Source organism: Pseudomonadales bacterium (assembly GCA_024234165.1).
In the GTDB taxonomy this organism is placed as follows: Bacteria; Pseudomonadota; Gammaproteobacteria; order Pseudomonadales; family UBA5518; genus UBA5518.
On record JACKOP010000002.1, the window covers coordinates 362,488 to 387,132 of the forward strand.

Consider the following 24,645-nt stretch of genomic DNA (forward strand, 5'->3'; position numbering starts at 1 on the left):
ACCCGCAAACTGCAGCAAGAGGCCCGTGCGACATGACTTTCGTCGTTGGAGACAATTGCATCAATTGTAAGCACACCGACTGCGTTGAAGTGTGCCCGGTGGACTGCTTCTACGAAGGACCGAACTTCCTCGTGATCCACCCCGACGAATGCATCGACTGTGCGCTGTGCGAGCCGGAATGTCCGGTCGATGCGATTTTCTCCGAGGACGAACTGCCCGATGACCAGCAGGCGTACCTTGAAATCAACGCGGAACTCGCTCAGGTGTGGCCGAACATCACGGAAAAGAAGAATGAGATGACCGACGCCGAACAGTGGAATGGCGTCCCGAACAAGCTGCAATACCTGGTGCGCTGAGTCTCGGACTCGAACCTTCTGGCCCGGCGTTCACGAACCAAAGCTGCGGGCGCCTCCCCGGCCCCGCAGATCCGGTCCATGGACATGATCTGTCCAAGGCAACCTCAGCCGAAGACTGCCTCGCCGGTCAACCCCTGTCTCTCGAGGATTTCACGCAAGCGCCGCAACGCCTCCACCTGGATCTGGCGCACCCGCTCGCGCGTCAGACCGATCGCACGCCCCACGTCCTCCAGCGTCGCGCTCTCGTAGCCACCGAGCCCGAAACGCCGTGCGATCACCTCGCGCTGCTTCTCGTTCAGCTCTTCGAGCCATGCTGCAATGCTCTCGCGCATGTCTTCTTCCTGCAGCAGTTCAGCCGGGTCCGATACCTGTTGGTCGGCGATCGTATCCAGCAGCGAACGGTCCGAGTCCGGACCAAGCGGGACGTCGACCGAAGTCACGCGCTCGTTCAGTCCGAGCATGCGCTTGACGTCCTCTACCGGCTTGTCGACCAGTTCGGCAATCTCCTCCGCCGACGGCTCATGATCGAGGCGTTGCGTGAGTTCGCGTGCGGCACGCAGGTAGACATTCAGTTCCTTGACCACGTGAATCGGCAACCGGATCGTACGCGTCTGATTCATGATCGCGCGTTCGATGGTCTGACGGATCCACCAGGTCGCGTAGGTCGAAAAACGGAAGCCACGCTCGGGGTCGAACTTCTCGACTGCGCGGATCAGGCCCAGGTTGCCCTCCTCGATCAGGTCGAGCAGCGACAGGCCGCGATTCAGGTAGCGTCGCGAAATCTTCACGACCAGGCGCAGGTTGCTCTCGATCATGCGCTTGCGCCCTGCCGCGTCTCCACGCAGCGCAAGGCGTGCGTAGTAACGCTCTTCCTCAGCGGTAAGCAGCGGCGAGAAGCCGATCTCGCTCAGATACAACTGGGTGGCATCCAGCGTGCGCTGCGTACCGGCCTCCTCCCGCCGGGCGGCGATGAACTCCTCATCACGATCGTCGGCCTCGACCTGCTCCAAGCCCTCGATGTCGCTTGCGAACTCGGCCTCGAATCCAGTTTCCGCCGCTCCCGGCGCCTCATCCTCGAACCGTACGCCTGCTTCCATTGCCATCGCGTCGCCCCCTTTCTACGAGTTGTATCGCCGTCCAGTCACCGTCCGGGCAGCACTTGCAACGGATCGATCGGATTGCCCTGCCTGCGCACCTCGAAGTGCAGCTTGGGCCGATCCGTTCCGCTGTCTCCCATCTCGGCGATCCGTTGTCCTGCCCGCACCGAATCCCCTTCGGCAACGAGCAGCCTGCTGCTGTGTGCATAGGCACTCAGCCAATGCGCGTCGTGCTTGATGATCAGCAGGTTGCCGTAGCCGCGTATACCGCTGCCCGCATACACCACGGTACCGCTGCGCGCGGCCACAACCGGGTCGCCGGTGTTGCCGCCGATGTCGATCCCCTTGTGCGGCTGCGCTCCGTTCGCAAACCCCTGCAGCACCCTGCCTGCTCCGGGCCAGAGCCAGCTCCCGGGTTTGCCGCTGGCTGCCGGCAGCGGCGCGCTTACCGGTGCCGGCGTCGATTGCGCCTGTGTCGACGGGCCCGATGCTCCCGTCGACGGCTGTACACGAGGTGTCGCCGCAGCGGCAGGCGCCGCCGGACGGTCGGAATCCATACCCAGAGTCAGCGGCTTGCGCGAGGTGCTCAACCGCAGACGCTGTCCCGGATAGATCGTGTACGGCGCGGAAATGCCGTTCAGACGCGCCAGCCTCGACCAGTCGGTACCGGCTGCAAATGCGATCGAATGCAGGGTATCGCCCGACTTCACCGTGTAAACGTTGGTTTGTGGCTGCACCACGGCGGCGCGCGCTCCGGGTTCCGGCACTTCCGGTTCCGGGATATCCGAGTAGTACGGGCGGCTCGCACAACCTACCAGGGCCAACAGTACCCCGGCGACAAGGATGACGATGTATGCGTTCGATCGACTCATTCATTCAGTTGGCTGGTATGTCCCAGGCCGTCCCCGACAGATCTGGCCCTATATTATGCTGTTGCGCGACTTTACTGTGCGTTCTGTTTAACAAAAGTTGTTATCGGTATGATTTTTCAATTGTTTGTTTGACGGCAATTTGCGTGGTTCACGATCACTTGTCAACCATCAAGGGTCGAAAAAACGGTACTTTTCACATCGTGGTGGCAAAACTGGAGCTACTGAACGAAGGGCTACGCCCCCGGAGGGGCAGCGGGATCAACGGCAAACACCACTGAAACCAATTTCAGCGGACCGTTCCGCCAAGCAATGGCACGAAACGCACTGGTTCGATTTCGCGACTCTCGTGCCCATCCTCGGTACGGGTGACCACGGTCAGATGCTGCACGCGCTCGTCACCAATAGGGATCACCATCCGGCCGCCGACCCGCAGTTGCTCGACCAACTGGACGGGAATGGCGCGCGGCGCGGCAGTGGTCAGAATGCCGTCGAACGGTGCGCGCGAAGGCCAGCCAGCAAAGCCATCTCCGTGGCGCAATGCCACGTTGTAGAGCTTCAGCTCACGCAGCCGGATCCGCGCGCGCTCCTGCAGTGCACGGATACGCTCCACCGAACACACGGCATCCACCAACTGCGCGAGTACCACCGTCTGATAACCGGATCCGGTGCCGATTTCGAGCACATTGCCCAGACGCCCGCCCGCAAGCAGCAGTTCGGTCATGCGTGCAACGACATAAGGCTGCGACAAGGTCTGGTTGAAGCCGATCGGCAGTGCGGCGTCCTCGTACGCACGATGCGCCAGCGCCTCGTCGACGAACAGATGGCGTGGCGTGGTACGCAGGACTTCGAGCACCCGGATATCGCTGATCCCCTGCTCGAACAGCCGTTCGATCATCCGCGCGCGCGTGCGCTGCGAGGTCATTCCGATGCCATCGTGCTTCATCCGGCCGCGTCCCTGGCTGCCGTGACCAGCAGCACCACTGCGTGTGCGGCGATGCCTTCGTGCCTCCCGACGAACCCCACGCTCTCGCTCGTGGTCGCCTTCACGTTCACATCGGCGTCGAGTGCATCCAGGTCCGCTGCGACATTGGCTCGCATCGCCACGATGTGCGCAGCCAATCGCGGGCGTTCTGCGATGATCGTGACATCGGCATTGCCGAGCCGATAGCCGGCCGCACTCACCATGGCCATGCAGGCACGCAGCAAACCCCGACTGTCAGCGCCGCGAAAGCGCGGGTCGGAATCGGGGAAGTGTCGACCGATGTCGCCGGCTGCGATCGCACCAAGCAGGGCATCGCACAGCGCGTGCAGCGCGACATCGCCATCCGAGTGGGCAACGAGTCCGTGCGTGTGCGGGATCCGTACACCACAGAGGATCACCGAGTCACCTTCGCCGAAGCGATGCACGTCGTATCCGTGACCGATTCTCATCGCTGCGCCCCGTAACGGTTCAGGTGGAATTCGGCAAGCAACACGTCTTCGGGACACGTGACCTTGATGTTGTCCTCGCTGCCGAGCAGCAACCGCGGACGCAAACCCAGTCGCTCGATCGCCATTGCTTCGTCGGTAGCTTCGACTCCAGCGCCGATTGCCTCGTCAAGCGCGCGCTGGAGCAGGCCGAATCGGAACATCTGGGGTGTCTGCGCACGCCACAATGCCTCGCGGCCCAACGTAGCCGTCACGCGCTGCGCCTCATCGGCACGTTTCAGCGTATCGACCAACGGCACTGCCAGCAGGCCACCCACCGCATCGCAAGCCAGCTCGCGCACCATCGCCACGATTCGCTCCGGGCGCACGCAGGGCCGCGCCATGTCGTGCACCAGGACCCAGTCGTCGGGATCGGGTGTGACCGAGAAGCCACGCAGGGCATTCAGCACCGAAACGGCCCGTGTCGGACCACCGTCGACGACACGCACGCGCAAGCGAATCGGTGCCGGCAGCTTGCTCCAGTGTGAATCAGCGGGTGCAATGGCGACCACTATCTCGCGAATGCCCTTCACCGCGAGCAGCGCCGTGAGCGTGTGCACAGCCAGCGGCTTGCCGGCCAGCGGGAGGTACTGCTTGGGAGTCGCTCCACCCATGCGCGCGCCGCTGCCGGCCGCCGGAACCGCGACCCATACGGAGCCCTGCAAATGCGTGCCCTCGCTCTCGCTGCCCGGCATCGGTACGCTCACGGTTCAAGGCTTGACCAGCAGATAAAAGGTTTCACCTTCGCGCACCATGCCGAGCTCCTCGCGAGCCATCTCCTCGACGCTGTCGAGACCGCTCTTGAATTCCTGCACCTCGACCTCGAGACGCTGGTTACGCTCGCGCAGCGCCGTATTCCCCTGTCGATACGTGTCGATCTGCCGTTGCAGCGCGACCACCTCAGCCACGCTGCCCTGCCCGACCCACAGCGCTGCCTGCAACGCAAGCAGCAGCAACGCGAGCCCGGCACTGACCCACTTCCACCGGATCATGCACGGGCTCCTGTGGAGGCGAGACACATCCGGGATGTCTGCACCGGCTCAGCCGCGCCGAAGCTCGGCTCGACCACGGTACGGCGCACGTGCCCCAAGCTCGGTCTCGATGCGCAACAGCCGGTTGTACTTCGCCACGCGGTCGGAGCGGCACAACGAGCCGGTCTTGATCTGGCCTGCAGCGGTACCGACTGCAAGATCCGCGATCGTCGTGTCCTCGGTCTCTCCGGAGCGGTGCGAGATCACCGCAGTGTAGCCGGCCCGGCGCGCCATTGCGATCGCATCCAGCGTCTCGCTGAGACTGCCGATCTGGTTGAACTTGATCAGGATCGAGTTAGCGATTCCACGCTCGATGCCGGTAGCAAGTATCTTCGTATTGGTCACGAACAGGTCATCGCCGACCAGTTGCAGGCGCTGCCCCGCACGGCGGGTCAATTCGGCCCAGCCGTCCCAATCGCTCTCGTCCATCCCATCCTCGATCGACAGGATCGGGTAACGGCGTGCCAGCTCGTCGAGATACGCTGCAAACCCGGCTGCGTCGAAACTCTTGCCCTCGCCAGCGAGCACATAGCGCCCGTCACGGTAGAACTCGGATGCAGCACAGTCGAGTGCCAGCGTCACGTCCTCGCCGATGCGATAGCCTGCCTTCGCAGTCGCACTGAGGATCGCTTCCAGCGCGGCCTCGTTCGATGGCAGGTTCGGTGCGAAGCCACCCTCGTCGCCGACCGCAGTTCCCAGACCCCGTTCGTGCAGCACCTTTTTCAGCGCATGGAAGATCTCTGCCCCACAACGCAGCGCCTCAGCAAAGCTCGGCGCACCGACCGGCTGGATCATGAACTCCTGAATATCGACGTTGTTGTCCGCATGCTCGCCACCGTTGATGATGTTCATCATCGGCAGTGGCATCGAGTACTGGCCAGCGGTGCCGTTCAGTTCCGCGATATGCGCATAGAGTGGCAGGCCGCGCGCAACGGCCGCCGCCTTGGCCACCGCGAGCGACACTGCGAGGATTGCGTTGGCGCCGAGGTGTGACTTGTTTTCGGTGCCATCGGCCTCGATCATCGCACGGTCGACTCCGCGTTGATCGATGGCGTCGCGCCCGCGCAGCAGCGCGGCAATTTCACCGTTGACCGCTGCCACTGCCTTCAGCACGCCCTTGCCGTTGTAGCGTGCAGCATCTCCGTCGCGCAGTTCCAGCGCTTCGCGCGAACCGGTGGATGCGCCGGAAGGCGCGCAGGCCGCGCCCACTGCCCCGCCGGCGAGCCGCACACTCGCCTCGACGGTCGGATTGCCGCGCGAATCCAGTACTTCGATGGCCTTCACTTCACTGATCGCAGACATCTTGGGATCCATCTCCTGTCATCGATAATTCTTGTCAGCCGCCTGGGCACCCGGTGCTCAGCGGATCTCCAGTGCGGGCATCCGCTTCACGAGTTCGTCGATCGCCTGCATCTGGGCGAGAAAACCGTCAAGGCGATCCAGCGGCAGCGCGCAGGGGCCGTCGCAGAGCGCGCGATCCGGATCGGGATGCGCCTCGAGAAACAGCCCGGCGAGCCCCTGCGACATGCCGGCGCGTGCAAGTTCCACCACCTGCTGGCGGCGGCCGCCGGCTGAATCCGCACGCGCCCCCGGCATCTGCAGCGCATGCGTGACGTCGAAGATCACCGGGCACCCGAAGTGCTTCATGATGCCGAAGCCCAGCATGTCGACCACGAGATTGTTGTAACCGAAGCAGCTTCCGCGCTCGCACAGCATCAACTGTGTGTTGCCTGCCTCTTCGCACTTGCGCACGATGTGTCCCATTTCGTGCGGTGCCAGGAACTGTGCCTTCTTGATGTTGATCGGACGACCGGTGCGCGCCATCGCAACCACGAGATCGGTCTGGCGCGAGAGGAATGCCGGCAACTGGATCACGTCGCAGACCTCGGCAACCGCCGTGGCCTGCCACGGCTCGTGCACATCGGTGATCACCGGTACGCCGAACGTGCGCTTCACGTCCTCGAAGATCCTCAAGCCTTCTTCGAGACCCGGGCCACGAAACGAGGCAATCGACGAGCGATTGGCCTTGTCGTACGAGGCCTTGAAAACATAGGGGATGCCACGGCGCGCACAGAGCCGTACAAACGCGTCAGCGACCTGCAGCGCGAGCTCACGCGATTCGAGCACGTTCATGCCACCGAACAGCACGAATGGCCGGTCATTGGCAACCTCCAGCGCGGCGACGCGCACCGTCCTGGCGACCGTCTCAGACATCGCGGCCATGCTCCGCGGCGTGGCGCACTGCAGCCTCGACGAAACCGCTGAACAGCGGGTGTCCGTCACGTGGCGTGGACGTGAATTCCGGATGGAACTGGCAGGCGACGAACCACGGGTGGTCAGCCAGCTCGATCACCTCGACCAACGTGTGATCCGCCGACCAGCCCGCCACACGCAGACCTGCCGCCTGCAGCCGCGGCAGAAAATTGCCGTTGACTTCGTAGCGGTGGCGATGGCGCTCCTTGACTTCGGCACTGCCGTAGATCTGGCGTACCCGCGACCCGTCCTCGAGGTGACAGCGCTGTGCACCGAGGCGCATGGTGCCACCCAGGTCCGACTCGCGACCACGCCGCTCGGTATTTCCGTCGGCGTTCATCCACTCGGTGATCAGTGCCACTACCGGATGTGCAGTCGGCGCATTGAACTCGGTGCTGTTCGCATCAGACATCCCGGCCACATTGCGCGCGAACTCGATCACGGCCACCTGCAGCCCGAGACAGATCCCCAGATAGGGAATGCGGTTCCGGCGCGCGTAGCCAACGGTCTCGATCTTGCCCTCGATGCCACGCTCGCCGAACCCGCCTGGAACCAGGATCGCATCCACATCCGCGAGCACATCGGTCCCCTCGCGCGTGATCTGTTCGGAATCGATATAGCGCATTTCGATCCGCGTGCCGGTGCGGATGCCTGCATGCGTCAGCGCCTCGTTCAGCGACTTGTACGCATCGAGCAGCTCCATGTACTTGCCGACCATCGCAATCGTTGCGCGTCGGTGCGTGTGCAGCTTGCCGTCGACCACTGCCTGCCACTCATCCAGCTTCGCCGGTGGGCACTCCAGGCCGAGCTTCTCGACCACGATATCGTCCAGACCTTCGCTGTGCAGCAGGATCGGCAGGCGATAGATCATGTCGACGTCGGGCACCGCGATCACCGCACGCTCCTGTACGTCGGTGAACAGCGCGATCTTGCGTCGCGACGACTCGTCGATGGTCACCTCGGAACGGCAGAGCAGGATGTCGGGCTGCAGACCGATGGCGCGCATCTCCTTCACGGAGTGTTGCGTGGGCTTGGTCTTGGTCTCCCCGGCGGACCGGATGTAGGGTACCAGCGTCAGATGGATGAACAACGCACGCCCTGCACCAAGTTCACCGCGCAACTGGCGGCTTGCCTCGAGAAAGGGCTGCGACTCGATATCGCCAACCGTGCCACCGATCTCGACCAGCGCGACGTCGAAGCCTTCGGCACCGGCGAGGATGCGACGCTTGATCTCGTCGGTGATATGCGGAATCACCTGCACCGTCGCACCGAGGTAGTCGCCGCGGCGCTCGCGGCGCAGCACTTCCTCGTACACCTTCCCGGTCGTGAAGTTGTTGCGACACGTCATGCGGGTACGCACGAAGCGTTCGTAGTGGCCGAGATCGAGGTCCGTTTCGGACCCGTCGTCGGTCACGAACACTTCGCCGTGCTGGAACGGGCTCATCGTGCCAGGATCGACGTTGATGTATGGATCGAGCTTCAGCAGGGTCACCCGCAGGCCGCGGGCCTCCAGGATCGCCGCCAGCGACGCCGAAGCCAGCCCCTTGCCCAACGAGGATACGACCCCACCCGTGACGAATATCAAACGCGTCATGCCTGGCCTTGAACGTGTCGAAACTGACTGGTCTGGACGCGGAGCGACGCCCCGCGAGGATGGGAGGCCACCTTATCAGAAAGCCCCCCGCACCTCAACGAAACAGCCCGGTTCGCAGCGAGCGTCGCAAGAGGCTCTCGAGTGGTGACATGGCCTGCGTGTGGCGACATCCCCGCACCGGTGGAACGCCGCAAATGCATCCCTGCAGGCTCGAGTGCCGCATCCCTGCGGCACATGTCCCCCGATACGGGGATGTCACCACACGCCTCGTGATGTCTCGCGACGCCCGCTGCGAACCGGCTATGACCAGGCGCGGAAGCGTTCGACCAGGTCACACACGCGCTGTGAATAGCCCCACTCGTTGTCGTACCAGCTCAGGCACTTCAGGAAACATCCACCACGCACCATCGTGAACGTGGCATCGAAGATCGAGGAATGCGGATTGCCGATCACGTCCGAGGAGACCACCGGCTGCTCGGTGTACTGCAGGATCCCCGCGAGCTGCGCCGATGCGGCTGCCGCGGCCATCGCCCGGTTGACGTCGGCAGCACTGGCCTCGCGTTCGAGCTCGACGAACAGATCGACCACCGAGCCATCCGGGACCGGCACCCGCGAAGCGATCCCGTCGAGCCGCCCCTTCAGCGCCGGCAATACCTTGCCGACCGCACGGGCAGCACCCGTGGTGGTTGGAATGATGTTCTCTGCTGCCGCGCGGCTGCGCCTCCAGTCGGTATGTGGCACGTCAGCCAGACGCTGGTCGTTGGTATATGCATGCACCGTGTTGATCACACCTTCGACGATGCCGAAACGCTCGTGCAACACACGCGCGACCGGAGCCAGGCAGTTGGTGGTGCAACTCGCGTTCGAGACGATGCGATGCCCGGGCTGCAACCCCTCATCGTTGACACCGAGAACGATCGTATAGTCGATGTCGTCCTTCGCCGGCACGGTCAGGATCACGCGCCCGGCACCGGCGTCCAGGTGCTGCTGCAGTTCGGCACGCTTCTTGAATTTGCCAGTCGCCTCGATCACCACATCGACCTCGAGTTCGCGCCATGGCAACGCCGTCGGCTCCCTCTCGCCGAGCATGCGCGTGCGCCCGTTCGCCGTGACCAAGTGACTTTCTTCCAGCGCGAGCGCCCCCCGGAACGGCCCCATCACGGTGTCGTAACGAAGCAGATACAGCAGTGCCGCATCGTCGAAAACGTCGTTGATCGCCACCACCTCGACATCGGGACGACCATTCAGGATGCGGAACACCGACCGTCCGATACGTCCGAATCCGTTGATTGCAACTCTCATCACTGCTTTCTCCTTCAGGCCCGACCCGCGTACGTACGCACCACATCGAGCACTCGGCAAGCATGCCCCAGCGTCTCGTACCAGCCCAGTGCCTTCAGCATGCGCTCGCCCGCGCGCTGGGTGCCGCGGGTGTCGAACAGCAGGGATTGCCTGCAACCTATCACGTCGGATGAAACGATCGGATCCTCCGCGATGCCGACCAGATCCGGGCGCACCGCCGCTGCGGCGCGCAACGCCTCGTTGACCTGTTCGGCGTCGGTGGCTGCGCGCAATACGCAGTTCAGATCGAGCAGCGAACCGTGCTGCACCGGCACGTTCAGCGCGCACCCGGAGAGCCGTCCCGCGAAACGTGGCAGCAACTGCTCGATGCAGGCCGCCGACGCGTTGTAGTTCGGAATGATGTTCTGCGCTGCGGAACGGCTGCGACGCTGGTCACCCTGCGCATAGTCCTGCAATGGCTGGTCACTGGTATACGCGTGGATGCTGGTCATCGCCGCGTACTCGACCCCCACCGCCCGGTCGATCGCATCGAGCAGCAGCGCCAGTGCATTGGTCGTCGGCGAACCCGCCGAGACCACCCGGTCTGCGGTGTCGGCATCCGCATCGTTGATCCCCGGAATCAGCACACGGTCGGGTTGCTCGGCGAGCGTTGCGTAGACGAGTCGCTGCCCGCCTGCAGCGAGTTGCGCCTCGGCGTGTACGCGCCGGCGGTAGCGGCCGGTCGCATCGACCACGCAGTCGACACCGAACGCGTCCCACGGCACGTCGCCCGGTGCCACGAGCTGCAGCATGCGCGTGGAGAACGTCTCACCGTGCAGGTAGTTGCCTTCGCGTCGGCAGCTGAAACCGTCTTCGGCACCGGTTTCGAGCAGGTAATGCAGTACATCCGGCTTGCCGATGTCGGCGACCGCCACGATCTCGAGGTCGCCCGTTGCGGCCGCCAGGCGAAAGATCTGCCGCCCGATCTGTCCCAACCCCATCAGGCCGATGCGGTATCTGCGCGCCGTCTGTGGCATGTCGAATTCTCCGATTCCGGACAAAGGACGACCGCCTGCGGTTGCCCCGCCGACGGTCGCAGCATGTGGGATACGTTGAGGTCAGTCGATCTTGACCTTGCGCCTGTTCGTCTTGGCCACCTTGGGCAGTGTCAGCTCGAGCACGCCGTCGTGGAACGTCGCCTTGGCAACGTCTCCCATGACTTCAGCCGGCAGCGCCAGCGTGCGCTGGAAGCTGCCACTGGTGATCTCGCGACGAAAATAGTCGCCGTGCTCTTCCCCGCTTTCCTTGTGGGTCTCGCCACGGATGGTCACCGTCTGGTCCGTCAGCGAAATCTCCAGATCGTCCTTGGCCATACCCGGAAGCTCTGCACGCACCAGAACCTCATTGTCGCGATCGATGACATCGACCTTCGGCGCGTGGGCCTGGAACGGCCAACCCGTTTGCCCGAGCGCCGGCAGCCCCATCCGTGACATCAGTCCACGCGAGAGCCTGTCGAACAGCACGTCCATTTCCTCGAACGGACTCAAGCCCCGCCCGCCCGGCTTCTCCGACTCGGCCATCGTCTCCGTCGTCTTCGTCACCTTGCTGCCCTTCGCCTTTGCCGCAACCTGCGTGCGAGCCTGTTTCGTTTTGTCACTTGCCATGATGACGATGCTCCTCTGTAGTGATTGAGGGGGTTGGAAACGGCAGCCGCGTGCCAGTTCCTCAGCCGTTCACGTCCACTCCGCAAGACTGCACGACGAAAGCGATCATGGCTGCGGCGATCTGTGTCTCGCTCGCATCGAGCGCGAGTGCGGCGCCGCCATCGGCTGTGCGTACCACCGCACCCCACACACACTGCGTGGCGCCAGGACGATCTTCCGAAGTCCGCAACTCGCACTGCACACGCTGGTGTCGCACCAGTTCGCAGCATTCGGTTTCGATGAACAAGCCGTGACTGCTGGCATCACGTATCCTGCCGGTAGCGATTGGCAGTCCACGCCTGTAGATCAGCGTATCGATCCCGACCGGTACGCGCGCATGGTGACGGTTCTCCATCACTCCCGCTCCGCCATAAAAATCACCGTCATTGTGATCTTGACAGGCTCCGGAATGCAACGCTGCAGATCGGACTCCGGATCAGGTATCGACGGACTTCGCGAGTCGACCGTAAGTGCCGAACAGGGCACGCAGGCGCACTGCGAGTTCGGACGTGAACCGCCCGGGCGCGCATTGCCAGCTCCAGTTGTCGCCGATCGTTCCCGGCCGGTTCATGCGATGGAGCGAATCGAGTGCGAGCAGATCCTGCATCGGCATCACCGCCAGCCGGGCCACCGATGCCAGCGCCGCACGCACCAGCGGCCACGGCATCGCCTCGCACGGCATGCCCAGGTATTCCAGGACACGCGCACGCCGGTCCTCGTCGAGGCTCTGGAACCAGCCGAGCGTGGTGTCGTTGTCGTGCGTCCCCGTATACACCACGTTCGACGTTTCGTGGTTGTGCGACAGATAGGGATTTGCACCATCACCGTCGAATGCGAACTGCAACACCAGCATTCCGGGCAGTGCGAACCGGTGGCGAAGCACCTCGACCTCCGGTGTGATGATGCCGAGATTTTCCGCAACCAGCGTGCCTTCGCCACTGACCTCCAGCAACGCGGCGAGCACCGCTTCGCCAGGGGTGCTCTCCCAGTGACCGACTGCCGCCGATTCGGCGTCGCGCGCAATGTGCCAGCAGGCGTGGAAGCCGCGAAAATGGTCGATCCGCACCAGGTCGCAGCGCCGCCGCTCGGACGCCATGCGGCGCCGCCACCAGCCGTAGCCGTCCGCAGCCATCGCCTCCCACGCGTAGTGCGGATTGCCCCAACGCTGGCCTTGCGCACTGAAATAATCCGGCGGCACCCCGGTGACCGTCAGCGGCAGACCGTTCGCGTCGAGACGGAACAGTTCACGTGCACTCCACACATCGGCACTGTCGTGTGCCACGAAGATCGGCATGTCACCCAGGATTGCGATGCCGTGGCGCGCAGCGTAACCACGCAACTCCCGCCACTGCTCGGCGAATACGTACTGCTCGAAACGCAGTGCGGCCAGGCGCTCGGCGAGCGTGGTGGCAGCGGCAGCAAGCGCATCCGGGTTGCGCTCACGCAACCCGGGCTCCCAGTCGGTCCACACGGTCGAGCGCCGGCTCTCGCGGATCGCGGTGAACAGCACGTAGTCCTGCAGCCAGTCCTGGGCCTCGCACCAACCCGCAAAACGCTCCCGAAGCGCACCATCGTGGCCACACGCCGCCGCGAAGCGATCCGCCGCGAGCCCGAGTGCCCATTGACGCACGCACGCGCGTTCACGTACCTGCGCCAATTCGCTCGCATCGAGCAGATGACGATCCGCCAGCCAGTCGAGACTGATCAGGCGCGGATTGCCTGCATGCACGGAGGTGGCGTTGTACGGTGAGCCGTCCACGTGCGTCGGGCCCAGTGGCAGGACCTGCCAGATGCCGGCGCCTGAAGCTGCAAGGAACTCGATGAACCGGTATGCGTCATGCCCCATGTCACCGCTACCGTACGCCGACGGCAACGACGTGAGATGCAACAACACGCCGGCGGCACGCCGCTCCAGCAACGGCGGACTCACGCCACCCCGTCCTGTGGTCCGGAGCTGCGCATCACGCCGCCGAGGGCCGGATCACCGCTGCCACGCGTGAACACATCCGCGAGGTATGGTGGCGGTTCGGCGCCGAGCAGCCGGTAGAGATTGCCGAGATGCAGGCGAAAAAGCCGTTCGAAGTCACTGACCGACTGTCCCGGGTTGTAATCACCGAACCACCAGAACCAGTCGGATCCTTCACAGACGGCGAGCTGCCGGCTTGCGCGCTCGAGCACATCGGACGCCAGCTCGCCCACTGCCACGGCGTGATCGTAGGCGTGCTTCGCGTCGACCAGCATTTCCCAGCCGCGATTCTTGTCGGGGCTGCCGATCCAGGTCGACAGTGTTCCATACACCCAGCTGCCCGCCTTCAGTCCGGGGAGCCGCGCACGTTCCCTGCAACGTGCACGAAAGCCGCTGAACGTATCGAGGTGCAGGAACTCGTGCCCTGCAAGGCGCCGGTAGAGCGCATCCAGAAAATGGATGCCGTTTTCCGGATAGTGCTCCCAGGCATTCTCGCCATCGAGCACGATCACGATCGCGCAGTCACCCGGACTGGAACAGTGAACCGCGATGTTTTCCAGATGGTGCACCAGGTTTGCCACGGCATCGTCGGCATGCCACCCGGAGTAGGTGAAACCGATCAGATCCGACAGGCCGTCGTCACGAAAGAAACAGTCGACGGGAATTTCACGAACCCGGTAGACATGATGCCGACACGGCCGCGGAGCGCCGTGTTGCGATTCGTCGGCTCCACGACTGTTGAGGAGCACGCTGCCACCGCTTGCCGTCCATTCGAAGCCCTCGCTCGCGATCAACTCCAGCGCGGGTTCGCTCAGGGCTCCTTCGGACGGCCAGCAACCGCGCGGTTCGACCCCGAGATGGTGGCGAAATACGTCGCGCCCGTGCCGCAACTGCCAGCGTGCACGCGCGGCACCGTCCGGATAGCCATCGACGTGCGGTTGTGGCGCATCGGGCTCGGTCTGCTGCCCGGCGCGCAAATCGAGCAGCAACGGCAGGATCGGGTGCGCATAAGGACTCATCGCGAGCTCCACCCGTCCCGATGCAGCCAGCGCCCGGTAGCGCGGCAGCACCGACTCCAGCATCTCGAGAATGATCTGCAGCAACTCGTGCCGATCGTGGATGTCGAAGCCCGAACCCTTGTCCTGCAGGCGCTGTACGCGCGCATCGCTGCGCCTTACGGTCTCCGCGATCCATCCGAGGTGATACCAGACCAGCAGATCGGCAAGGAACTCGCCACTGAGATAGTGCATCGCATCCGGATTCCCGAGCACCCAGTCGGCAATCATGGCGAGACGGTTGAAAGCCGGAAAACGCTCGATGATGCGCTTGCGGTTCGCACGCAGGCACTGCCTGACCAGATGGCAGCGCTGCTGGCTGGCTACCGGCAATGCGGGCTCGGCCAGTGCCGCGAGCAGTGGGTCACGAACCGCCGGGCCGCCGCGCAGGTGTCCGGCGAGTTGCTGCGCATAATCGGCTATCTGTTCCAGCAGCACCGGCGCAAAGTTCACCACCGCGCGCGCCCCGGGCACCTGCTCCAGGTGCGCCGCCATGTCCACGTAGTCCTTGATTGCGTGCAGATAGGTCCACGGAAACTGGTACTGACCGTCGCCCAGGTCTCGGTATTCGGGCTGATGCATGTGCCAACACAGGATCACCGGCATCGGCACGATCTCAGCCACGATGCACTTCCTGTCCGAGCATCTCGGGAGTCACCAGCACGATACCTTTCGGCGACACATGGAAGCGTCGCGCATCTGCCGCCGCATCGAAGCCAATCGTGGTGCCGGACGGAATCCTGCAGCCCCTGTCGATCACGGCACGCCGCACGCGACAGCCCCTGCCGACATCCACTTCGGGAAAGATCACAGAATCCTCGATCGTCGTGTACGAATGCACGTAGACGTTCGAGAACAACAGCGAACGCGTGACCTCCGAACCCGAGACGATGCAGCCGCCGGCCACCATCGAGTCCACCGCCATACCGCGACGCCCTTCGTCGTCGAACACGAACTTTGCGGGCGGCACCTGCTGCTGATAGGTCCAGATCGGCCATTCCTGGTCATAGAGGTTCAGCTCCGGGGTCACACCGACCAGCTCCATGTTCGCCTGCCAGAACGAATCGATCGTCCCGACGTCGCGCCAATAGCCGTACGAGCCGGTGCGCGGATCACGAAACGGATAGGCATACACCGCATATTTGCGAATCGAGGTCGGGATGATGTCGCGCCCGAAATCGTGCGTCGTCTCCGCGCGTGCGGCATCGCGTGCGAGCTCGTCGAACAGCAGCCGCGTGTTGAACACGTAGATCCCCATCGAGGCAAGCGCGCGAGCCGGGTCGTTCGGCATCGGCTGCGGGTGCTCGGGCTTCTCGGTGAACTCGGTGATGCGCCACTCCTCGTCCACGGACATCACGCCGAAGGCGCTGGCGTCCTCGAGCGGCACGTCGATGCACCCCACCGTCACATCGGCGCCGGTCTCGACATGAGCCGCGAGCATGCTGCCGTAGTCCATCTTGTAGACATGGTCACCGGCGAGAATCAGCAGGAACTCGGGGTCGTGCCGGCGAATGATATCGATGTTCTGCAGCACCGCGTTCGCGGTGCCTTCGTACCAGGAAGTCTCGATGCGCTGCTGTGCCGGCAGCAGTTCGACGAACTCGCCGAGCTCGGCGCGCAGGAAACCCCATCCGTGCTGGATGTGCCGGATCAGCGAATGCGCCTTGTACTGGGTCAGCACCCCGATGCGGCGGATTCCGGAATTCACGCAGTTGGAGAGCGGAAAATCGATGATGCGGAACTTGCCGCCGAACGGCACCGCCGGCTTGGCGCGCCAATCGGTAAGCTGCATCAGGCGGGACCCGCGCCCCCCGGCAAGGATGAGGGCCAGCGTATCGCGCGTCAGCCGGCTGACGAAACGCCCGGAACGAGCCGTTTTCATTGCATCACCTCCCTGGTGAGGTCCGGCACATGCACTTCGGGTGCCGGTTTGTAACTGCCACCATAATGCTTTCTAATCATGATGGTAGTTCATCAAAGGTCAACACCGATTCACCCCGTGACGATGCATCGCGACCTTGCCATGGATCACGCCGCCGGAGCCGACGCTTCGCTGCTGGAGCGCGAGGACGTGCAGCGGCTGCTGCAGGCACGCCACCACGACCCCTGCGAGCTGCTCGGGCGCCACGGCGCAACGCTGTGGCTGTGGCGACCGTGGGCGGTTGCACTGTGGGCAGGTGACGATCGCCTGCCGGCCCGGCGTATCGGCAGCAGCGGCCTGTTCCTGCTCGAGGGCACACAGCTCGACTCACTCGCACGGCACCCGCCAATCCATTGGCGTGACGCGGGTGGCGATATGCACTGCGATATCGACCCTTACGGCTTCCAGGCACAGATCGGCGATCTCGACCTGCACCTGTTCGCTGAAGGGCGCCATCGCCACGCCTACCGTGTGCTTGGCGCACACCCGTGCACCGTCGACGGCGTTGTCGGTACACGCTTTGCGACCTGGGCACCGAATGCCGAACGCGTGAGCGTGGTCGGCGACTTCAATCACTGGGACGGTCGTTGTCACCCGCTGCGGGTGCGCGGGGGCAGCGGCGTGTGGGAGCTGTTCATTCCCGGGGTCAGCGCCGGAGCACTCTACAAGTTCGAGCTGCGTGCGCGTGACGACGGTACCCTGCATCTCAAGAGCGATCCGTACGCGTGCCGTTACGAACGCCGCCCCTACACCGCGTCGATCGTCTGCGCGGACAGCACCTACGCATGGGGTGATGCCGAATGGCTGCAGGCTCGTCGCGAGCGGGACTGGCAGCACGCACCGCTCAGCGTCTACGAAGTTCATCTCGGGTCCTGGCAGCGCAGCCCGGACGGCGAATTTCTCGACTACCGTGAACTGGCACACCGGCTGGTCGAACACGTACGCGCACTCGGCTTCACGCACGTGGAACTGCTGCCGGTCACCGAACACCCCCTCGACGGCTCGTGGGGCTATCAGGCAACCGGCTATTTCGCGCCCACCAGCCGCTTCGGCACCCCGGACGACTTCCGCTACTTCGTCGACCACTGCCACCGGCACGGGATCGGTGTACTGCTCGACTGGGTGCCGGCACATTTTCCGCGCGACCTGCACGCCCTGGCGCGCTTCGATGGTTCGTCACTCTACGAGCACGCCGACCCCCGACGTGGTGAGCATCGCGACTGGGGCACCCTGATCTTCAACTTCGGGCGCAACGAGGTGCGCAACTTCCTGCTCGCCAGTGCCAACTGCTGGCTGGAAGAGTTCCACATCGACGGCCTGCGCGTCGACGCCGTCGCCTCGATGCTCTATCTCGACTACTCGCGCCAGCCCGCCGACTGGACACCGAACGAGCACGGAGGACGCGAGAACCTCGATGCCATGCGCTTCCTGCGCGAACTCAACGAAATGACGCACGGCGAGCATCCAGGCACCCTGACCATCGCCGAAGAATCGACTGCGTGGCCGCAGGTGACGCGCCCGGTATGGCTCGGCGGGCTCGGCTTCTCGATGAAGTGGAACATGGGCTGGATGCACGACACGCTGGACTATCTCGCGCACGACCCGGTACACCGTCACTATCACCACCAGGACCTCACGTTCGGGCTGCTGTATGCGTTCAGCGAGAACTTCCTGCTGCCCTTCTCCCACGACGAGGTCGTACACGGCAAGCGCTCGCTGATCGGACGCATGCCGGGCGATGCATGGCAGCAGTTCGCGAACCTGCGCCTGCTGTACGTCTACCAGTACACCTATCCCGGCGCGAAACTGCTGTTCATGGGCAGCGAGTTTGCCCAGCGTGCCGAGTGGAATCACGATCGAGCACTCGACTGGCACCTGTTGGGAGGAGAACACGAGCGTGGCATGGTCACGCTGCTGCAGGACCTGAATCGACTCTACCGTGACCGGCGCTCACTGCACGGGGCGTGTTTCGAGCAGCGCGGGTTCGAGTGGATCGATTGTCACGACGCCACCCAATCGGTGATCAGCTACCTGCGCCGCGACGGCGACGAGTTCTGCATCGTCGTGCTGAATTTCACGCCGGTGCCACGCCACGGCTACCGCATCGGCGTCCCCACCGGCGGGCCTTACCGTGAACTGCTGAACAGCGATTCCCGCTATTACGCCGGCAGCGATCTCGGCAATGCCGACGGACTTGTCGTCGTGAACGAACCGCTGATGGGACGCCCGTGCTCACTCACGCTCACGCTGCCACCGCTGGCGGGCATCGTGCTGGCACCACAACGGAACTGAGACGATGCGCATACTGTTCGTCTCCTCCGAGATCCACCCACTGATGAAGACCGGGGGACTGGCCGACGTCAGCGCCAGCCTGCCACGTGCGCTGCAGTCACTGGGGCACGAAGTCACGCTGCTGATGCCGGCCTACCGCGACGCACTGGCTGCAGCGATTCCGTTCGGCATACGGATGGTGGCAACGCACACGATCGACGGACATCACGTGCGCCTGCTGCAGACTCGCCAACCGCACGCCCGCAACCGGCTCTGGCTGCTCGATTGTCCCGCCCTGTTCGATCGCCCCGGCAACCCGTACCACAGCGCCGATGGCGAGGACTATCCGGACAACGCGGAACGGTTCGCACTGCTGTGTCGCAGCGCGGCACTGCTCGCGCAGGACCGGCTCGGCCTCGGCTGGCAACCCGATGTGGTGCACTGCAACGACTGGCAGACGGCACTGGTACCGCTGCTGCTGCGCTCGGCTCGTCCGCGCCCGGCACTCGTATTCACCATCCACAACCTCGCTTATCAGGGACTGTTTCCTGCAGCCACGCTGCAACGGCTCGGACTTCCCACCCGACATTGGCACCCCGACGGGCTGGAATTCCACGGCCTGCTGAGTTTCATCAAGGCCGGCATCGTGTTCGCGGATCGCGTGAATACGGTCAGCCCGCGCTATGCGCAGGAAATCCTGCAACCGGCGTTCGGGCATGGTCTCGATGGGCTGCTGCGTCATCGCAGTGACGTACTGAGTGGCATCCTGAACGGTATCGACACCCGTGCATGGAACCCGGCGCGCAACCCGGCGCTGGTGAGTCGCTACGGAATCGCGACACTCGCGCGCAAGACCGACAACAAACTGGCCCTGCAGAGGGAGCTTGGCCTGGTTGTGGACGCGGCAACACCGCTGCTGGCATTCATCGGACGTCTGGCAGAACAGAAGGGCATAGACCTGCTGCTCGCCGCATTGCCCGAGCTGCTCGATCATCCGTGCCAGGCGGCGATCCTCGGTAGTGGCGATCCGACCAGCGAACGCGATCTCACTGCGCTGGCCCGCGCGCATCCCGGGCGGGTCGCGTTTCGCGCCGGCTACGACGAAGCGCTGGCGCATCGCATCGAGGCCGGAGCGGACGTATTCCTGATGCCGTCGCGCTTCGAGCCCTGTGGTCTGAACCAGATGTACAGCCTGCGCTACGGCACGGTGCCGGTGGTGCACGCAGTGGGCGGACTCGCCGACACCATCGTCGACGCCACTCCGGGCGCTGTCGCCGATGGCAGCGCAAACGGTTTCTGCTTCGACGCCGACACTCCGGCCGCGCTCGTCACCGCCGCTCGCCGCGCTCTTGCACTGTATGCGCAGCCCCAGGCCTGGCGCCAACTGCAGGCCACCGGCATGCGCAGCGATCTGTCCTGGCAGCGCAGCGCCCGCGCGTACGAACAGCTCTACGCGCAGGCCCTCACCAGCGCAGCAGCCGCCAGCTGAGTTTCCGCTATACTCGGGCTCCCCGTCATGGAGCGCGTTCGAGTCATGCCCGGCAGCCGCTTTTCCCTCGAAGTCCGCCCACGCCTCCCCGCAGGACTGGCACGCCTCGACGAACTCGCCAACAACCTCGTCTACTCATGGGACCGTCGCATACGCGCGCTGTTTGCACGCCTGGACCGCACGCTGTGGAACGCCTGCGGAGCGAATCCACGCGTGTTCCTGCGTCGGGTATCGCAGCAGATCCTCGACGAGGCGGTCGAGGATCGCGGCTACCTCGAGGAATACCGCCGCGTGCTCAGCAGCTACGATGCGTACATGGAGCGCAGGATGCGCTCGGAGTGCGGGCAGTTCCTCGACCCCGACGCCGATCTGGTGGCGTACTTCTGCGCCGAATTCGGCCTGCACGAAAGCTTTCCGATCTACTCGGGTGGTCTCGGCATCCTCGCCGGCGATCACTGCAAGGCTGCCAGCGATCTCGGCATTCCGTTCGTCGGCGTCGGACTGCTGTACCACAACGGCTACTTCACGCAGACCATCGACGGCCACGGCAACCAGATCTCCCAGATCATTCCTTCCGATTTCGACGACCTGCCGATACGCCCGGTGCTGGTCGACGGAGAACGCCTGCGGGTCGATCTCGAATTTCCGGGCCGGCAGGTCGCGGTGCATGTATGGGAAGCGCGTGTGGGGCACATCCGCCTGTTCCTGCTCGATACCGATCTGCCCGAAAACAGCGAGGCAGACCGGCGCATCACCCGCCAGCTCTACGGCGGTGCACGCGAAATGCGCATCGAACAGGAAATCGTGCTCGGCATCGGCGGCACACGCGTGCTGCGCCGCATGGGCATGCATCCGACCGCGTGGCACATCAACGAGGGGCATTCCGCATTTCTGGTCCTCGAGCGCTGTCGCGAATACGTGCAGGAAGGGCTCACGCTGGCCGAGGCGCTCGAGATCGTCGCTGCAGGTACCGTATTCACCACGCACACGCCGGTTCCGGCCGGTCACGACATCTTCGACGCTGGCCTGTTCGAAACCTACTTCAGCCGATTTGCGGACAGCCTGGGCGTCGGCATGCCGGAACTGATGGCCCTCGGCAGTCTGCCGGGGCCGAACGGCAGCTTCAACATGACCACGCTGGCGCTGCAGGGATCGCGCTTCCACAACGGGGTGTCACGCATCCACGGCTGGGTCGCCTCCGTGATGGAGCAGGCCGTCTGGCCGCAGATTCCACCCGAGGAAAACCCGATGACGTACGTCACCAACGGCGTACACGTGCCGACCTTCCTGGCGAACGAATGGTTCAACCTGTTCGAGATGCGCTTCGATGAATGGCACTCCGACCTGCTGAACCCGCAGTACTGGAACCGCATCGACGAGATCCCGGACTACCAGTTCTGGAGCGTGCGCAAGCAGCTCAAGGAATGGTTGCTGCAAGACCTCACCCATCGCGTCAAGCAGCGCTACCAGCGCAACGGCGAGAGCGAAGCGACGATCGCACGCGTCACGCGCCTGATCGCGCGTCCCGAGGCCGACACGCTGGTGATCGGCTTTGCTCGTCGCTTCGCGACCTACAAGCGCGCCACGCTGCTGTTCTCGGACCCCGCGCGCCTCGCGCGCATCCTGAACGACCCCGAACGTCCCACCGTGATCGTCTTCGGCGGCAAGGCGCACCCGAGCGACACTCCGGGGCAGAACCTGATCAAGGTGATCCACGAGTTCGCACATCGCCCGGAATTCCAGGGTCGCATCATCCTGCTCGAAGGCTACGACATCCGCCTCGCGCGCCAGCTGGTCACCGGTGTCGACCTGTGGCTGAACACTCCCGAATACCCGCTGGAGGCCAGCGGCACCTCCGGGCAGAAGGCCGCCATCAACGGCGTGATCAACCTCAGCGTGATGGATGGCTGGTGGGGCGAGGGTTTCAACGGGGAGAACGGCTGGGGTATCGCGCCACGCGACCCGCGGCTCGACCTCGAACAGCGCAACCGTGACGAAGGCAAGGACCTGCTCGACCTGCTCGAGCACGAGGTGCTGCCGCTGTATTTCGCCCGCGACGGCCACGGTTTCTCGCGTGGCTGGGTGAAGGTGGCAAAAGCCTCGATGAAATCGATCATCCCGCGCTTCAACTCGCGGCGCATGGTGATGGACTACATCACGCGCCTGTATTGCCCGGCCCGCGAACAGCATGGCCGGCTGTCAGCGCACCAGGCAGCCGGTGCACGGGAGCTCGCGGCATGGAAGCGGCGCGTGCGTTCGTGCTGGTTCGGTGTACGCGTCAGGCTCGCGGAGAACCCGCCGACGGCAGTGCATCACGACAACACGGTACCGCTGCGCGTGCAAGTCTTCATGAACGGCTTGCAGCCGTCGGATATCGTCGTCGAATGCCTGATCGACCCCTCACCGCAGAGCGCCGAAGCCACTCAGCAGCGCATTCACCTCGAGGCCATTCCCGGTGAGGGAGAAGAGCGCGTCTTCACGGCCGACTTTCATGCGCAGAACGCCGGGCTGCAGGAGATGCGCATACGCGCGTATCCGTACCACCCGCTGCTCAGCCACCGCTTCGAAGTGGGACTGATGGTCTGGGTCTAGTGCCCTGCCTGCAACTGCATCTCGCGATACATCACGATCAGTGCCGCAGTCGAGGAATCCACGCCCTGCACTTCTGCGCCACGCTCGAGCAGCGCCGCGTGGACCGCCTCGCCGAGCCGCTTGCCCAGCTCCACTCCGAACTGATCGAAGGAATTCAACCCCCACAGATAGCCGGCTGCAGCCGTACGGTGCTCATACAGTGCGATCAGCGCGCCCAGCGCGCGCGGCGTCACGCGCTCCAGCACGATCGTGTTGCTCGGCCGGTTCCCGGGCATCACCAGATGCGGAGCCAACCGCACGGCCTCCTGCGACGATACGCCACGCGCGGCGAGTTCGGCGCGTGCCTCCGCAAGCGTGCGTCCCAGCATCAGTGCCTGGCTCTGCGCAATGCAGTTCGCGACCAGGTACGCATGCTGCGCGGTGTTCCGACTGTAACTGCGTAACGGCAGCACGAAGTCCACGGGCACGATATCGGTACCCTGGTGCAGCATCTGGTGAAACGAATGCTGCCCGTTGGTTCCGGCAGCGCCCCAGACCACACCGGCACTTCCCTGTCCCAGCGCCTCCCCGTCGACCGCGACCGACTTGCCATTGCTTTCCATCACGAGCTGCTGCAGGTATTCCGGCAGTCGCGCCAACCCCTGGTCGTACGGGATCACGGCCAGCGAACCGCAACCGAGCATGTTGCGCTGCCAGATATCGAGCAGCGCGAGTACCAGGGGCATGTTTGCGTGCGCCGGCGCTTCGAGGAAATGGGCATCCATCGCGCGCGCACCCTGCAGCAGTTCGTCGAAGGCATCGGCACCAACCGCGATCGCAATCGGCAGTCCGATCGCGGACCACAGCGAGTAACGCCCTCCGACCCAGTCCCACATCGGCAACACGTTGTCCTCGGCGATGCCGAACGCAGTCGCTGCCGCCACATTCGACGACACGGCAAGAAAATGCCTGCCGAAGGCATCACCCGGGCAACCGGCGTCAGCCAGCCAGCGCTGTGCCGCAAGCGCGTTCTGCAGCGTCTCCAGCGTCGAAAACGATTTGGACGCCACGATGAACAGCGTGGTCGCCGGATCGAGCGCTCGCAGCACGCCCTCAAGGTCACACGGGTCGACATTCGATACGAAATGACAGCGCACATCCGTACCACACAGATGTCCGAGTGCGGCAGTCACGAACATCGGTCCGAGGTGCGAACCTCCGATCCCGATATTGACCACGTCGCGCACCACCATGCCGCTCCAGCCCGTCCACTCGCGATCGCGCAGGCGGGTCACGATCGCTGCCATGCGTTCACGCACCGTTCGCACCGCTTGCGCCTCGGGCAGCGTGGTGCCGGCATCGCTGCCACGCAGCGCCGTATGCAGCACCGCGCGACGTTCGGTCATGTTCATCTGCTCGCCGCCGAACTGGCGACGTACGCTGGCGCAAACTCCACGTTCGTCGGCCAGCGCCAGCAGCAGATCCAGCGTGTCCGCATCGACGAGACTCTTCGAGTAGTCGAGCGTCAACCCCGCTGCCTGCAGCCGCATGCGCCCGGTGCGCTGCGGGTCATGCGTGAATGCCTCGCGCAACGAGAATCCGCGCATCTGCTCGCGGCGCCGCAACAGGGCATTCCAGGCAGCCGTGTCTTCGAGTCGGTTCGTCATGTCTGCCCTCCCTCCACCAGCTTGCGTGCGTTCGGATCGCGTGCCCAGAAT

Annotated in this window: 21 protein-coding genes; 4 read left to right on the forward strand and 17 right to left on the reverse strand. The window is 64.2% G+C overall.

The window, feature by feature from the left end; translation table 11 throughout:
* Positions 1–32 precede the first annotated feature (32 nt).
* Positions 33–356: a ferredoxin family protein gene (locus tag H7A12_07345; protein MCP5320625.1), complete on the forward strand. Its 324-nt coding sequence runs from the start codon at positions 33–35 to the stop codon at positions 354–356.
* A 104-nt stretch (positions 357–460) separates the two neighbouring features.
* On the opposite strand, the gene rpoS is transcribed toward H7A12_07345, so the two are convergent.
* The 16 genes from rpoS to glgC form a co-directional block, all read right to left on the reverse strand.
* Positions 461–1,459, reverse strand: coding sequence for an RNA polymerase sigma factor RpoS (rpoS, locus tag H7A12_07350; GenBank protein ID MCP5320626.1), 999 nt, complete (start codon positions 1,457–1,459; stop codon positions 461–463).
* A gap of 38 nt (positions 1,460–1,497) precedes the next feature.
* A complete protein-coding gene (locus H7A12_07355; protein MCP5320627.1) occupies positions 1,498–2,325 on the reverse strand; it encodes a peptidoglycan DD-metalloendopeptidase family protein in 828 nt (275 codons plus the stop codon).
* A 286-nt stretch (positions 2,326–2,611) separates the two neighbouring features.
* Positions 2,612–3,268: a protein-L-isoaspartate(D-aspartate) O-methyltransferase gene (locus H7A12_07360; GenBank protein MCP5320628.1), complete on the reverse strand. Its 657-nt coding sequence runs from the start codon at positions 3,266–3,268 to the stop codon at positions 2,612–2,614.
* Positions 3,265–3,756 (reverse strand): 2-C-methyl-D-erythritol 2,4-cyclodiphosphate synthase, encoded by a 492-nt coding sequence (gene ispF, locus H7A12_07365; GenBank protein ID MCP5320629.1) that lies wholly within the window; start codon positions 3,754–3,756, stop codon positions 3,265–3,267. The genes H7A12_07360 and ispF overlap by 4 nt, the downstream gene beginning before the upstream one ends.
* Positions 3,753–4,487 carry a 2-C-methyl-D-erythritol 4-phosphate cytidylyltransferase gene (locus tag H7A12_07370; protein MCP5320630.1) on the reverse strand — a complete coding sequence of 245 codons (735 nt, stop codon included), beginning with the start codon at positions 4,485–4,487 and terminating at the stop codon, positions 3,753–3,755. The genes ispF and H7A12_07370 overlap by 4 nt, the downstream gene beginning before the upstream one ends.
* Positions 4,488–4,502: 15 nt before the next feature.
* Positions 4,503–4,784 (reverse strand): septum formation initiator family protein, encoded by a 282-nt coding sequence (locus tag H7A12_07375; protein MCP5320631.1) that lies wholly within the window; start codon positions 4,782–4,784, stop codon positions 4,503–4,505.
* Positions 4,785–4,832: 48 nt separating this feature from the next.
* Positions 4,833–6,125 (reverse strand): phosphopyruvate hydratase, encoded by a 1,293-nt coding sequence (gene eno, locus H7A12_07380; GenBank protein ID MCP5320632.1) that lies wholly within the window; start codon positions 6,123–6,125, stop codon positions 4,833–4,835.
* Between the two features lie 57 nt (positions 6,126–6,182).
* A complete protein-coding gene (kdsA, locus tag H7A12_07385; protein ID MCP5320633.1) occupies positions 6,183–7,037 on the reverse strand; it encodes a 3-deoxy-8-phosphooctulonate synthase in 855 nt (284 codons plus the stop codon).
* The gene (locus tag H7A12_07390) at positions 7,030–8,670 is read right to left on the reverse strand and encodes a CTP synthase (protein ID MCP5320634.1); all 1,641 of its coding nucleotides are present in this window, start codon (positions 8,668–8,670) and stop codon (positions 7,030–7,032) included. Before H7A12_07390 ends, kdsA begins: the two co-directional genes overlap by 8 nt.
* A 300-nt stretch (positions 8,671–8,970) precedes the next feature.
* A complete protein-coding gene (gene gap / locus H7A12_07395; GenBank protein MCP5320635.1) occupies positions 8,971–9,972 on the reverse strand; it encodes a type I glyceraldehyde-3-phosphate dehydrogenase in 1,002 nt (333 codons plus the stop codon).
* A gap of 14 nt (positions 9,973–9,986) precedes the next feature.
* The gene (locus H7A12_07400) at positions 9,987–10,952 is read right to left on the reverse strand and encodes a glyceraldehyde-3-phosphate dehydrogenase (protein ID MCP5320636.1); all 966 of its coding nucleotides are present in this window, start codon (positions 10,950–10,952) and stop codon (positions 9,987–9,989) included.
* 117 nt (positions 10,953–11,069) lie between these two features.
* Positions 11,070–11,615, reverse strand: a complete 546-nt coding sequence (locus H7A12_07405) for an Hsp20/alpha crystallin family protein (GenBank protein ID MCP5320637.1) — start codon at positions 11,613–11,615, stop codon at positions 11,070–11,072.
* A gap of 61 nt (positions 11,616–11,676) precedes the next feature.
* Positions 11,677–12,009 (reverse strand): PilZ domain-containing protein, encoded by a 333-nt coding sequence (locus H7A12_07410; GenBank protein MCP5320638.1) that lies wholly within the window; start codon positions 12,007–12,009, stop codon positions 11,677–11,679.
* An 81-nt stretch (positions 12,010–12,090) separates the two neighbouring features.
* Complete coding sequence (gene malQ / locus H7A12_07415) at positions 12,091–13,584, reverse strand: 4-alpha-glucanotransferase (GenBank protein MCP5320639.1); 1,494 nt, start codon at positions 13,582–13,584, stop codon at positions 12,091–12,093.
* Entirely contained in the window at positions 13,581–15,281 is a 1,701-nt protein-coding gene (locus H7A12_07420) for a glycoside hydrolase (protein MCP5320640.1), read from the reverse strand. Before H7A12_07420 ends, malQ begins: the two co-directional genes overlap by 4 nt.
* 10 nt (positions 15,282–15,291) lie before the next feature.
* Positions 15,292–16,557 (reverse strand): glucose-1-phosphate adenylyltransferase, encoded by a 1,266-nt coding sequence (gene glgC / locus H7A12_07425; protein MCP5320641.1) that lies wholly within the window; start codon positions 16,555–16,557, stop codon positions 15,292–15,294.
* 141 nt (positions 16,558–16,698) lie between these two features.
* Between glgC and glgB the strand changes: the two genes are divergently transcribed.
* The 3 genes from glgB to glgP are packed head-to-tail and all read left to right on the forward strand — an operon-like array spanning position 16,699 to position 22,948.
* Positions 16,699–18,888, forward strand: coding sequence for a 1,4-alpha-glucan branching protein GlgB (glgB, locus tag H7A12_07430; protein ID MCP5320642.1), 2,190 nt, complete (start codon positions 16,699–16,701; stop codon positions 18,886–18,888).
* A gap of 4 nt (positions 18,889–18,892) precedes the next feature.
* A complete protein-coding gene (glgA, locus tag H7A12_07435) occupies positions 18,893–20,356 on the forward strand; it encodes a glycogen synthase GlgA (GenBank protein MCP5320643.1) in 1,464 nt (487 codons plus the stop codon).
* Positions 20,357–20,401: 45 nt separating this feature from the next.
* A complete protein-coding gene (gene glgP, locus H7A12_07440) occupies positions 20,402–22,948 on the forward strand; it encodes an alpha-glucan family phosphorylase (GenBank protein MCP5320644.1) in 2,547 nt (848 codons plus the stop codon).
* Here glgP and pgi read toward each other — a convergent pair.
* Entirely contained in the window at positions 22,945–24,594 is a 1,650-nt protein-coding gene (gene pgi / locus H7A12_07445; GenBank protein MCP5320645.1) for a glucose-6-phosphate isomerase, read from the reverse strand. The two genes, glgP and pgi, sit on opposite strands and share 4 nt — an antisense overlap.
* Between the last annotated feature and the right edge of the window lie 51 nt (positions 24,595–24,645).

Coding starts and splice junctions, on each gene's coding strand:
- ispF (MCP5320629.1), bottom strand. CDS start 3,756: ATGAGAATCGGTCACGGATACGACGTGCATCGCTTCGGCGAAGGTGAC.
- H7A12_07375 (MCP5320631.1), bottom strand. CDS start 4,784: ATGATCCGGTGGAAGTGGGTCAGTGCCGGGCTCGCGTTGCTGCTGCTT.
- pgi (MCP5320645.1), bottom strand. CDS start 24,594: ATGACGAACCGACTCGAAGACACGGCTGCCTGGAATGCCCTGTTGCGG.
- H7A12_07355 (MCP5320627.1), bottom strand. CDS start 2,325: ATGAGTCGATCGAACGCATACATCGTCATCCTTGTCGCCGGGGTACTG.
- H7A12_07370 (MCP5320630.1), bottom strand. CDS start 4,487: ATGCCGGGCAGCGAGAGCGAGGGCACGCATTTGCAGGGCTCCGTATGG.
- glgB (MCP5320642.1), top strand. CDS start 16,699: ATGGATCACGCCGCCGGAGCCGACGCTTCGCTGCTGGAGCGCGAGGAC.
- gap (MCP5320635.1), bottom strand. CDS start 9,972: ATGAGAGTTGCAATCAACGGATTCGGACGTATCGGACGGTCGGTGTTC.
- glgA (MCP5320643.1), top strand. CDS start 18,893: ATGCGCATACTGTTCGTCTCCTCCGAGATCCACCCACTGATGAAGACC.
- H7A12_07405 (MCP5320637.1), bottom strand. CDS start 11,615: ATGGCAAGTGACAAAACGAAACAGGCTCGCACGCAGGTTGCGGCAAAG.
- eno (MCP5320632.1), bottom strand. CDS start 6,125: ATGTCTGCGATCAGTGAAGTGAAGGCCATCGAAGTACTGGATTCGCGC.
- H7A12_07420 (MCP5320640.1), bottom strand. CDS start 15,281: ATGCCGGTGATCCTGTGTTGGCACATGCATCAGCCCGAATACCGAGAC.
- H7A12_07345 (MCP5320625.1), top strand. CDS start 33: ATGACTTTCGTCGTTGGAGACAATTGCATCAATTGTAAGCACACCGAC.
- H7A12_07410 (MCP5320638.1), bottom strand. CDS start 12,009: ATGGAGAACCGTCACCATGCGCGCGTACCGGTCGGGATCGATACGCTG.
- H7A12_07400 (MCP5320636.1), bottom strand. CDS start 10,952: ATGGGGTTGGGACAGATCGGGCGGCAGATCTTTCGCCTGGCGGCCGCA.
- glgP (MCP5320644.1), top strand. CDS start 20,402: ATGCCCGGCAGCCGCTTTTCCCTCGAAGTCCGCCCACGCCTCCCCGCA.
- kdsA (MCP5320633.1), bottom strand. CDS start 7,037: ATGTCTGAGACGGTCGCCAGGACGGTGCGCGTCGCCGCGCTGGAGGTT.
- H7A12_07390 (MCP5320634.1), bottom strand. CDS start 8,670: ATGACGCGTTTGATATTCGTCACGGGTGGGGTCGTATCCTCGTTGGGC.
- H7A12_07360 (MCP5320628.1), bottom strand. CDS start 3,268: ATGAAGCACGATGGCATCGGAATGACCTCGCAGCGCACGCGCGCGCGG.
- glgC (MCP5320641.1), bottom strand. CDS start 16,557: ATGAAAACGGCTCGTTCCGGGCGTTTCGTCAGCCGGCTGACGCGCGAT.
- rpoS (MCP5320626.1), bottom strand. CDS start 1,459: ATGGCAATGGAAGCAGGCGTACGGTTCGAGGATGAGGCGCCGGGAGCG.